This is a genomic window from Streptomyces sp. W16 (assembly GCF_033194735.1).
GTDB lineage: Bacteria > Actinomycetota > Actinomycetes > Streptomycetales > Streptomycetaceae > Streptomyces.
This window is the reverse complement of record NZ_JAWOAI010000010.1, coordinates 34855-45695: the sequence shown is the minus strand read 5'-3', so window position 1 is coordinate 45695 and position 10841 is coordinate 34855. Positions and strand designations below refer to the sequence as shown.

The 10841-nt window shown below is 68.5% G+C and carries 9 protein-coding genes and 2 pseudogenes; 5 read left to right on the top strand and 6 right to left on the bottom strand.

Features of this window, described 5'->3' with window-relative positions; genetic code table 11:
- Positions 1-325, top strand: a pseudogene (locus R6V09_RS54520) (hypothetical protein); the annotation flags it as partial.
- A gap of 108 nt (positions 326-433) precedes the next feature.
- Here R6V09_RS54520 and R6V09_RS02675 read toward each other — a convergent pair.
- Positions 434-4066 carry a LamG-like jellyroll fold domain-containing protein gene (locus R6V09_RS02675; protein ID WP_317879694.1) on the bottom strand — a complete coding sequence of 1211 codons (3633 nt, stop codon included), beginning with the start codon at positions 4064-4066 and terminating at the stop codon, positions 434-436.
- A 16-nt stretch (positions 4067-4082) separates the two neighbouring features.
- Here R6V09_RS02675 and R6V09_RS02670 point away from each other — a divergent pair, with 16 nt between their 5' ends.
- On the top strand, positions 4083-4370 hold the full coding sequence (locus R6V09_RS02670) for a hypothetical protein (RefSeq protein ID WP_317879693.1): 288 nt from the start codon (positions 4083-4085) through the stop codon (positions 4368-4370).
- 285 nt (positions 4371-4655) lie between these two features.
- On the opposite strand, the pseudogene R6V09_RS02665 reads toward R6V09_RS02670, so the two are convergent.
- The 3 genes and pseudogenes from R6V09_RS02665 to R6V09_RS02655 all read right to left on the bottom strand — a co-directional run.
- Positions 4656-4950 (bottom strand): annotated as a pseudogene (locus R6V09_RS02665) (zinc-binding dehydrogenase); the annotation flags it as partial.
- A 42-nt stretch (positions 4951-4992) separates the two neighbouring features.
- Entirely contained in the window at positions 4993-5304 is a 312-nt protein-coding gene (locus R6V09_RS02660; protein WP_317879692.1) for a hypothetical protein, read from the bottom strand.
- 442 nt (positions 5305-5746) lie between these two features.
- Positions 5747-6286, bottom strand: a complete 540-nt coding sequence (locus R6V09_RS02655; RefSeq protein ID WP_317879691.1) for an AMIN-like domain-containing (lipo)protein — start codon at positions 6284-6286, stop codon at positions 5747-5749.
- Between the two features lie 585 nt (positions 6287-6871).
- Here R6V09_RS02655 and R6V09_RS02650 point away from each other — a divergent pair.
- The 3 genes from R6V09_RS02650 to R6V09_RS02640 all read left to right on the top strand — a co-directional run bounded on the left by R6V09_RS02650 (position 6872) and on the right by R6V09_RS02640 (position 10061).
- The gene (locus R6V09_RS02650; protein ID WP_317879690.1) at positions 6872-7093 is read left to right on the top strand and encodes a hypothetical protein; all 222 of its coding nucleotides are present in this window, start codon (positions 6872-6874) and stop codon (positions 7091-7093) included.
- A gap of 19 nt (positions 7094-7112) precedes the next feature.
- The gene (locus tag R6V09_RS02645) at positions 7113-7409 is read left to right on the top strand and encodes a hypothetical protein (RefSeq protein ID WP_317879689.1); all 297 of its coding nucleotides are present in this window, start codon (positions 7113-7115) and stop codon (positions 7407-7409) included.
- A gap of 78 nt (positions 7410-7487) precedes the next feature.
- The gene (locus tag R6V09_RS02640; RefSeq protein ID WP_317879688.1) at positions 7488-10061 is read left to right on the top strand and encodes a GmrSD restriction endonuclease domain-containing protein; all 2574 of its coding nucleotides are present in this window, start codon (positions 7488-7490) and stop codon (positions 10059-10061) included.
- Positions 10062-10087: 26 nt separating this feature from the next.
- On the opposite strand, the gene R6V09_RS02635 is transcribed toward R6V09_RS02640, so the two are convergent.
- Together R6V09_RS02635 and R6V09_RS02630 are read right to left on the bottom strand one after the other, a co-directional pair.
- Positions 10088-10540, bottom strand: coding sequence for a PIN domain-containing protein (locus R6V09_RS02635; RefSeq protein WP_317879687.1), 453 nt, complete (start codon positions 10538-10540; stop codon positions 10088-10090).
- Positions 10533-10841 carry a type II toxin-antitoxin system Phd/YefM family antitoxin gene (locus R6V09_RS02630; protein WP_317879686.1) on the bottom strand — a complete coding sequence of 103 codons (309 nt, stop codon included), beginning with the start codon at positions 10839-10841 and terminating at the stop codon, positions 10533-10535. Before R6V09_RS02630 ends, R6V09_RS02635 begins: the two co-directional genes overlap by 8 nt.

Here is a 10841-nt window from a genome sequence, read left to right as displayed (position 1 = left end):
CCAGTACGTCGCCAAGTACAACGCGGGCAGCGACGTGCCCTTCACCACCTACACCTGGGGCACCGGGCAGAGCTGCGCCCAGTCGTCCCAGACGGTGATCTCTTCCGCCTCACGCGGCCAGATCCGGGTCGTCACCGCCTTGGTGTCGGCAGTGTCGCGTTTCCACAGCGCCGAGAGGGGCTTGGGCTCGGGTCTCTCGGCCGCCTGGGCGACGGTCAGCCCGCCGGCGGCGAGACTCAGGGCGACGCCGAGCGCCACCCCGGGTATGACCCGTACCTGCCAACGGCGCAGTCGTGACCTTCGTTTCCGGAACATGGAGAGATGACCCCCGTGAGAAGTGTGAGAGGGACCGCGTGAGCCAGGAGCGCGGAGCGCGGAAAACGTGCCGGTGCGTCGGCCGGCCCGGGCGGTGCCCCGGGCCGGCCGACGGAAATCAGCCGATCATCGTGTCGACCTGGTCGCTGTCCGCGGCGGCGCCGACCCAGATCCGGATGTCGTTGATCCGGCCGGGCAGGTAGTACCCCCAGGCCCCGCCGACGTAGCCCTTCCCCACGGCCAGTTCGGCCGTGCCGACCTTCGCCGTGTACGCGGTCTCCACGTCGTTGCGCGTGGAGTCCAGGTAGAGCCGGATCGTGCCGTCCTGGGCGTCGTACACCCCGGTCAGCCGGACCGCGCCGGTGAGGGCGGCGCTGTCGGAGGTGACCGCGTCGAAGCTGCCGTCGCTGTTGCGGCGGCCGAACTTCCAGAACCCGGCCGGGTCCTCGTGCAGGTTCCCGTCGTCGTCGAACCAGGTCTCGGTGCCGGTCCGCTGGTACCACAGTCCCCACGCCGAACCGTCGGCGCTGCGCTGGCCGAGGACCTGCCCGACGTAGTCGGTCGCCTTGGTGCTCAGGACGGCCCGGTCGAGTTCGACCTCGGTGGTCACCGTGAAGGAGCCGGTGTCGTCGACGACCGGTCCCGTCACGGTGGCCGCGTCGTTCGTACCGTCCAGGACGATCGACTCACCGTCCAGCGCGGCGCCCCCGGACAGGGTCAGCGAACGACCGTATCCGGTAAGGGAGTCGGCCAGCGTGGTGCCGGTCGCACCCTGAGGATTCCAGTTGGCCATCAGTTCGGTGGCGGTGGCGGTGCCGGTGGCATCCAGCAGCTTGGCCTCCTTGGCCACGTCCGCCGGCTGCAGGGCCTCCGGGAAGACCGCGGGCTCGTCGATACGGCCCTTCCAGTACTGCGTGTACGTGCCGTACACATAGCTGGCCCGGCCGATCTGCAGGGCACCGTCGGGGGTCTGGACCTCACCGCCGGCCGGCACGGCGACCGGGGGGTCCTGGGCACGGCCGTTGAGGAACAGTTGGATGGTCTTGGCGTCGGCGTCATAGACAGCGGCGACGTGGGTCCACACCTTCAGGGGCACGCCCTCGGCGGTCGAACCCGTGGTGACGAAGTGCCGTCCCGTGCTGTCGCTCCAGTTGAAGCGGAAGATCCACCGCTTGACGCCGCCCGAGTAATAGAGAACGAACCCCGAACTGTCGCTGCCGGTCTGCGACATGACACCCCGGTAGACACTGTCGTCCGTGAGGTACGCCCAGGCGGACACGGTGTACGAGGACTGGGTGTTGACCACCGGTCCCGCGGTCGCGGCGTACCCCGTCTGCCGGGTGGCGTCGGAGTTGTCGTTCAGCACCAGCGACCTGTCCTGCGAGCCGCGGCGGCCGAGGCCGGACCAGCCCGCGCCGGTGTTGTACAGGGTGGCCGGGTGCCGTACCCCTTCGGTCGTCGCGGAGTCGGACGCGTTGGTCTCGCCTGAGCCGACCGCGCTGTCGTTGAAGTTCCATCTGGCCGAGGCGCCCTTGCTCTCGGCGACATTGATCCGGATCGCCGTCGTGTCGCCCGACTGCCCCGTCCCGACGCTGTCCACCGCCCGCACGTACAGCACCTGGAGGCCGGACAGCACGGGCTTCACCGAGCGGAGCACCGAGCTCGTGCCCGCCACCTTCGTCCACTTGGCGTCGGTGGCGAGCTTGTACTCGAACGCCACGATGTTGGCGTCGGCCGCGTTCTTGGTGAAGACGAACGCGCCGGCCTTCCCCGGCCCGCCGGTCGCGGCACCGCACCCGTCACCCTCGACCGGGCACACGTCGTAGAGCGAGCCGGGCGGGTTGGTGATCGTCGGCGCCTTGGGCCGCGTCGAGTCGATCGTGAAGTAGCACCAGCCCTTGGTCGTCACCGTGCTGTGGCTCTCGATGTTGTTCGCACCGCTGTTGTAGTAGGAGCGCGAGAACACCGCCATTCGGTACGGGGTGTTCTGCTTCAGCGTGATCGGCGAGTCCTCCGTGACCTTGACGCCGTCACCGACATAGCCGGAGCTGGGCCGGACCGGCTCGGTCACCAGGTCCCAGGTCCCGTCGCTCTGCTTCTCCTGCACGGTGAAGTGGGCCCGCAGGTTCGCGCCGCTCTCACCGCCCGCCTCCGTCTGCACCACGCCGCTGAGCTTCGGCTTCGGGTTCGACAGCCAGGCCGGGTCCGCCGGGTCCGTCTCGCACGAGGTGCCCACGATCGGGCTCGTGGGCACACCCGGCAGACCCACATAACTGACATCGAGTACGGCGTCGTCGTCGAACCGCTTCCAGCCGTTGGGGTCGGACTCGTTGGCCGCCTTCAGCATCAGCGTGAGCCTGGCGAAGCCCCCGGCCGCGAAAGACTTCACCGTGCTGGTGAGGTTTTCGTAGCTCTGCGTCGGGTCGTCGTTGAACTCGATCGGCGCGTCCGGCTGACTCGGACTGCACGCGTCACCGCGCCCGGCCGAGACCGTACGGTCCCCCATCACATCCCAATTGCTGGTCGGCCCCGGCCAGTTCGTCGCCGACGAGATGTTCGGCGTCCGCACCAGCTGAACGGCCGTCTTCTCGCAGGACATCGAGAACCGCTCGGTCACCCGGAACGTCGCGTCGAGCACCCGCTTGCCGCGCAGCGCGGTCGGCGCGAACTCGAAGTACATCCGCTGCCGGTAACCCGAGCCGCAGTAATAGCCGATGCCTCCCGTCACGTACGTCCCGCAGTAGCCGATGCCCTCACCGTCACTGCCGCCGGAGAAGTTGTAGAAGGTGTCACCGTCCGAGGACAGAAGCGTGCGCTCCGACTCCCCCCAGGTCACATCGGGGTCGACGTACACCGGGTAGACGGTGTCGTCACCGGTCAGCAACCCGGCATCGGGCACGACGGTGATCGAGTCGGCGTCCGCCGTCACGGGGAGGACTGCGGTGGCGTCGCCGTCACTGGGGCCGGACGCGGGGTCGGGGGTGGAATCGCCGGTCTCGGGGGTTGGGGCCTCGGCGGTCAGGCCCTCAGCGGTCAGGTTCTCAGCGGTCAGGTCTTCTGCGGTCGGGTCCGCGGCGGTGGCCGACTTGCCGTTTTTGGCGGTCGGGTCCGCGGTGGCGGCCGAGGAGGTGTCCTCGGGGGTCGGGTTCTTGGCGGTGCCCGACTCGCCGTTTTTGGCGGTCAGGTCCGTGGCGGTGGCCGAGGACGTGTCCTCCGTGCGGAGCGACATGGTGGACGCTCCGGACGTCGTCGCCGCGTCTCCCGCGGAATCCCCCGCGGAGTCCCACTGCCGGGCGGTGGGGGCGCGGAACACGGCATTGCCGTTGTCGTCGACGGCGTCCAGGCCGCCACCGCCACCGGCTTTCAGGGTCAGTCCCTGCGCCTCGACGGGAAAGTCCAGCGTCTTCAGTTCGTCGCTCTTCGCCGCCTGGGCCGACTTGACGACGAGAACCTCGCGGTAGCCCTCGCCGGTCGCGGTCATCCGGAGATCCACTCCGGGCAGCACCTCCGGGTACACCGCCGAGGCGCCGTCCAGGGTCGGCTCGGGCAGTTCGCCCGGCCAGCCGACCGTCAGCGACTTGCCGCCCTCCGCGAGGGTCACCAGGTCGGCGCCGTCCCCGCCACCGGAGAAGGACACGTCCGCCACGGCCGCCTTCGGGCCGACCGTGCCGTCCGCCCGGCGCACCAGCGTCGCGTCCGGCGCGGCCCACGATCCATCGTCCTGCTTCACCCGGACCGGCGCGGTGGACATGCTGAGGGAGAAAGTAGTGCCGTCCGGATTCGCGTATGTCGACGTGTATTCGGTTCGCTTTCCGACGATCTCCACGCGCTCACCGGTCGCCACGGCCTTCGCGGCTGCCTTTTCCGCCTCGGGGGTGTTCTCCTTCGAGGCATTTTCCCCGGAGGTGTTCTCCCCGGAGGATCCGGAAAGCGAATCCGCGTGCGCCGCCGAAGCGGTCGCGGTGACGCCGACCGCGGGAATCCCCGCCAGTACGGCCATCGCCGTCACGAACCCCGCGATATCTCTCAACCGCCGTCTGCGCACGCCGACATGACGGTGCGTCACAACTGATGCCACAACAGCCCCCGTAGCCCCGATGCTTCAACATCTGGTCACAAGTTCTACGCGGATTGAGCGCACTCGGTCAAGATCCGACCAAGATCTACCCAAGTCAATTGCCCGTCACGATCCGGGCCGCATCTCGACCGTGCGGCCAAACATGAATTTTGGGAAAACTACGGGGAATTCCACGGGTAACTAATAACGACTGCCAGGATTAGCGGTTCACCAAAAGGGCGATCGCGGATATCTCTCCCGACCGCACGACCTCACGACCAGATCAGACGGTGAGGACGAGCTTGCCCTGGAGGTGACCGCCGTCGAGCAGCCGGTGGGCGTCGGCGACGCGGTCGAACCGTAACGTCTGCTGCACATGGACCGGGAGCCGGCCTTGTTCGACGAGGTCGACGAGACCTCGCAGGGCGACGGGGTCGAGGTCGACCGCGATGCAGCTGAAGCGCATGCCGGCCGCCTCGTACCTGGCGATGAGCTCCGCGTTCCCCCCGGCGACCGCCGTCACTAGGTGACCGCCCGACGCGTAGCACTTCGAGCGACCGCTCGACGGTGCCGCCGCCGCCTCGACGTGCGAGAGCGACGCCGGCTTGCGGGCCAGGACCTCAGTCCTCGCTCCGGGGCAGGCGCGACGCCCGCGTCCTGCGCAAGCCGCTGAGCACACCGATCGCCACAGGCACGACCGCGATGACCGCGCTGGCGGGCCAGTCGATGGGCTCGGGGCGGAGGTGTCCCATGAGCCAGAGGAACACCGTCCCCACACCCCAGGCCACCAGGAAGAGGGCGACATCGGCTCCAGTCGCCCGCCGCAGTCCCGCGGACGGCGCAACAGGAGTCCGCCCCCAGGACCCATCGGGCATACGCCGGGCCAGTTCCCAGCGCACGCCAAGGCTCGCCAGGCCGAACAACGTCCCCATCCCAACCCCTCACAGCACCACACCCCACGTGACGGCGGATATGGCCAGGCCAGCGAGACCGCCAAACCCGACCGCGGCAATCAGGCCGGTGCGCACGGGATACCGAGCGGCCAGCGCCTCCACCTGCCCACGAGAGCTCATCCGCGCGCCACCTCCATCGTCGTTCAGGGCAACACGACGTCCGGGCGGACACCGGGCCTTGCCATGTGTCAGCCACGGAGCAGGTTCGCCGGGGAGAATGGCTGCCGCGGTGCCGATCGAGTCGGCGTAACCACCGGTCGTCCTGTGCTCTTGGAACAGCCGGTAACTGGGCCCACCGGCAACTGCGGCGACCACACTGCCACAGCCCATCCCGCCTACCACGGTGTCCGTCAGTGCGAGGCCGACTCCGCCGACCCAGGTCAGAGCCCTGATGGCAGACGACGAGCCGGGCCGTACGGGATCACCAGGTGTGAGCCACGTCCACCACGAGATGGTTGGCCGTCTGGAAGACCTGGAACGGCAGCCGGGCGCGGACGCCCAGTCCGGCCTGGGTGTATCCCTCGGAGCCGCCTGTGACCTTGAACTCCCGGAAGGTCCGGTACCCGGTGACGTTGGCGGACGGAAGCGGCGGGTAGGGCTGTCCGGTCGCCGGGTCGTAGCGCGAGGAGAACAGCGAGATCTCCAGAATGGCTCCGCCCTTGATCGGAACCACGATGTCGCTCGGGTCCTGATGCAGTACGTCGACGTAGCGGACGGTGTAGCCGATCGGGTCGGCCGTCGTGCCCTGGGCGTCGAAGACCAGGCGGTCGAAGCATTCGTGCTGTCCGGTCCGCACGTCGGTCAGTCGCCTGGAGGCGACGGCGTCACCGGTCTTGTCCAGGCTTCCCCACGTCACGGCACAGTCCACGGCCGTCGGCGCGGCCACCGCCGGAACCGTGCCGGCCAACAGGCCGCCGCCCGCCAGCATTGTCGCGGCCAGTGCAGTACCTATCCGTCGCATGACTACCCCCGGTAGCTCGCGTAGGTGTGTGTCCTTTCAGACCGGCGGCTTTCCAGAAGGTTGTGCGCAGTGAAACAGTCCATTGCGACACAGCGGCCCTTCCAGCACCAACTGCCCCGCAAAACCACAGGGTTTCCGCGTGCGCCGCCGCCTGATGCTGTTCTTCCTGACGCTCCGTCTCCGCCTGGGCATCGCGAGCACTGTGCTCGACATCGACCGCATCGGCCACCGCCTCGCAGTGCGAACTCCCGCTGGTGCACGTAAGAGGCGTAGGCGGCGATGGTGGAAGTGGGAAGCCCCCAGACACGGGAAAAGGCCCCGACCGGCCCATAAGGCCAGGTCAGAGCCCCGCCGACAGACGAGCCGGGCCGTACGCCGGGGACAGATTCACCGCGGGCGAAAGCGGCTTCTCACCTGCACGGGCGTTCACGCGATCAAAGACCGTGCACATCGCGTGCACACCGATTCGACTCGATGCCGTGGAGAGACGGTCAAAACACCACGCGCAGCGCAGTGAACGCCCTCGCCTGCAAACCTCCTGGGACATCCCAACAGTCAGGGTACTGAGGAGTGCGACGGCCGACGGTGGTTGACGTCGCCGCGGGCAAGCAGGGTCCGGTCGTGGTCGAGCAGCAAGGCAAGGCGGCTCTGCAAGGAACGGGCCGAGGCTTCGGTGTAGGTGATGAGAAGTACCTGCGTGCCGGGCACCCGGGCCAGCAGATGCTTGACTCGGTGCAGGGCGACACCGTGTTGCTGGTGCCGAGTTCGCCGGTGACCTGGGCGGGCCCGACGTACCTGGGCCGGTAGGCAATGTGCCGCCGGAGGGGTGGAGGAAGATTCCCTTGGCGGCGAAGGGCTTGGCCAGGATGTCGGCCAGTTCGTCGAGGCCGGTGCCGAGCGCGATGCGGATCCGGGTCCGGATGACGGCGGCGGCCAGGTCGTCCCCGGCCATCTCCTCCCCCATGCCCGGACCGACGATCGTCTTCTGGCGTACGGCCACCAGCGCCCAGCAGATGTCGTCGGGGTCAAGGCCCTCGGCGAGCAACCAGAGCGCCTCGTATCAGTCTTCCGGCATCAGCACGGCACCTACGCGCTGTGGTACGCGTGTGTGGACGAGCGCTGAGGCATTTCCGTGACTGTCAGCCGGAGGCCCTATGGTCGTTCCCACGTGCCACGACCGCATCAACTGCCAAGGGGGACAATGATGCAGGCGAAGGAGACGCTGTTCGCCGATCTCGTGCAAGGGAGGGCCCAGCAGTTCCAGGTCCCTCTCTATCAACGGACGTACTCCTGGACGGAGAAGCAGCTCAGACAGTTGTGGGGCGACATCCTGGAGCAGGCCGAGCTGATCGAGCGCGGGGAGAAGGCGAACACGCACTTCCTGGGGTCCGTTGTGCTGGCGCCGTCGCCGCAGAACGAGGCGACGTTCCCCTGCTGGCTCGTCGTCGACGGCCAGCAGAGGCTGACTACGCTCTCCCTCGCCCTGGCTGCGATCCGCGATCACGTCAGGGACGCCGAGCCCGACGAGGCCGAGCGCATCGACGAGGAATATCTGATCAACAAACGGAAGAGTGGCAGTGACCACTTCCGGTTGCTGCCGACCCAGGCGGACCGGCCTCAGTTCGCCGCGCACGTCCGCGGCCCGCGCACGGAACAGGCCGCCGGCGGTGGTGTCGCCGCGGCCTACGCCTACTTCCGCAGCAAGCTGGTCGAGGCAGCCGACCCCGCCGCCCCACAGGACGTGTTCCGCATCGAGCAGGCCATCACCTCCCGGCTGACGCTGGTGGCGGTGACCGCCGAACGCGGCGACAACGTGCACCGCATCTTCGAGTCCCTCAACAACACCGGACTCAAGCTCAGTCAGGCCGACCTGCTGCGCAACTACCTGTTCATGAAGCTGCCCACCCGCGGTGAGCGTGTCTACGAGACCTACTGGCTGCCGCTGCAGGACAGCCTGAGCAACGAAGAGCTGGAACAGCTCATGTGGCTGCAACTGGTCCTCGACGGCGACGACCGGGTACGCCGCCAGGACCTCTACGCGGCTCAGCAGCAGCGCTTCGAGCGCGGCAAGGCAAGCGAGGAGGAGATCGAGGCGTACATCAAGGAGTTGCACCGCAGTGCCGCTCTCTTCCGCCGCCTGCTGCACCCCGAGGAGGAGCCGGACACATCGGTCCGCGCCCATCTGCACCGCTTGGACGCCTGGCAGGCCCAGGTCACCTATCCCGCGCTGATGCTGCTGCTCGACCGGCGCGAGCAAGGGGCCCTCGACTCCTCGGACACGGCCCGTGCGATGTCGTACATAGAGAGCTTTCTGGTGCGCCGGATGATCTGCCGAGTGCCGCTCAACAACCTCAACAGGATCTTCCAGGCCGTTCCCGGGCAGCTGCCGCTCGACGTGCCCGTCGCCGAAGGGCTGCACCAACTGCTCTCCGCCGACAACCGGTTCTGGCCTGACGACGACGACCTGCGCGACAAGATCCAGAAGGCGCCCTTCTACCAGTTCGGACGCCCACAGCAGCGCAAGATGGTGCTGCGGCGGCTGGAGGAGAGCTACGAGCATCCCGAGCCGGTGGACTTCGCCGCCGCGCAGCTCACCGTCGAGCACGTCATGCCGCAGTCGCCCGGCGACGAGTGGCTCCGGATGTTGAGCGAGGAAGTGACCGGCGGAGAGCGCGCGGAGGACCTGCACTCCCGGTTGCAGCACACCCTCGGGAACCTAACGCTCACCGCGGTCAACTCGGAGCTGTCGAACCACCCCTTCGAGCGCAAGCAGGGCCTGCTGCAGGGCAGCCATCTGGAGATGAATCGTCGTATCGCCGCGACAGAACGCTGGGGCGCGAAGGAAATCCTTGCTCGCGCCGACGAACTCACCGACCGTGCGGTGGCGTTGTGGCCGGCCCCTCTGCGCGGAGTCGGCCGCGCGGAGCGCAGCCGGGACTGGCGCCTGGCCCACCAGGCGCTCGCGGCACTCCCCCACGGCACCTGGACGTCCTACGGCGATCTCGCCGCGTTCCTCGGCTCCGGTGCCCAGGCGGTGGGCAACCACCTGGCGAGCACACCGGGGGTGGCCAACGCCTACCGGGTACTCACCTCCGAGGGCAAGGTCTCCGCGGGCTTCAGCTGGACCTCAGAGGACGAGGAAGGCGACGTCCGTTCCCGGCTGACCGCCGCCGGCGTCGCATTCACGGTGACCGGAGCCGCCGATCCCGTCCAGCGCCTCACCGCTGACGATCTCGCTCTGCTGGTCGCCGAGGACGACGACCAGACCGACGGCTCGGACACCGCACCAGGCATGCCGGGCAACCAGGACGAGGAGACACGCGCGGACCGCTTCTTCCGCCAACTCGCCGCGGACGACTCCCCCGAGACGGTCGAGGCGGTGCGCACCCTCATCACTCGCTGGGAGGAACTCGGCGGCTGGATCGGGCACGGGGCGGGCCAGGTCACGACGAGCGCGTTCCTCATGCTCGGGGAGGCGGGCACGACGGGCCGGGGCATCTGGCCGCTGACGCTCTATCCGGGCGGCGGGCGGGGCGGCACGGCACAGGTGGTGTTCCAGTACCTCGCCGCGCGGGAACCGTTCACCGACCGTGGCCTGCGCCTCGAACTCCTCACGCGCCTCAACGAACTGGAGGGCGTCGACATCCCGGAGGGCAAGCTGGAGCTGCACCCGAGCTTCCGTCTCTCAGTGCTGAAGAAGAACCGCAATCGGGAGCTGCTCGCGGAGACGCTGGCGTGGTTCCGGGACCGCTGGGAGAGGCGGGGCGCGGCCTGAGTGGACGCCGGGACCCCGCCTCCCGCTCAGAGATCGTCCGGGAGCAGCCGGAAGGCGGGGTGGCCGGTCAGCGGTCGCATCATACGGAAGTGCCGGTCCGTCGTGAACATGTCCGCCGTCTCGTAGGCGGCCGCCAGCGCCACGTTCATCGCGTCCGCGAGCCCTACTCCCGCACCGGAGTCCGCGTCGGCATACCCACGCATGACCGCGATGGCTCCGCGTAGGTGAGGAGCGGCGTCGGGAACCGTGAAGCGGCGTGCCTCGGCCTGCCGGGCGATGAAGTCCAGGGCGTTCAGAGAGGCCGCGAGACCGATTCTCTGCGTCAGCAGGTAGTCAAGCTCGGCAAGGACCAACGGGGAGACCACGAGGTGGCCCACGCGGGCGAGCGCATCCCTGTGGGCCGTGTGACGGGGATCCTTCGGTACGAACATTCGGTACAGCGCGTTGGTGTCGGCGATCACGACCGGGATGTCACTCATCGCCGTCCTCCGAGATTCCCACGCCACCCATGCCCCGCAGCGTCGCCTCGATCTCGTCGTTGTCGAGCGCGGGGCCGCCGAGGTCCGGGAAGTCCAGGTCCCCCATCGGATCCGTACGGAAGGGATAGGCAGGGCTGGACGGCCGGGCCTCACCACCGGAGTCGGTCGAGTCCTCGTCGGTCACCGGCGACAGTATGGCGACGGGCCGCCCGTTCTTGGTCACGGTGATCCGCTCGCCGCGCTCGGCGGCGGCGAGGATCTTCGAGGCGTTCTGATTGAACTCGCGAGCGGTCGTCTCCAT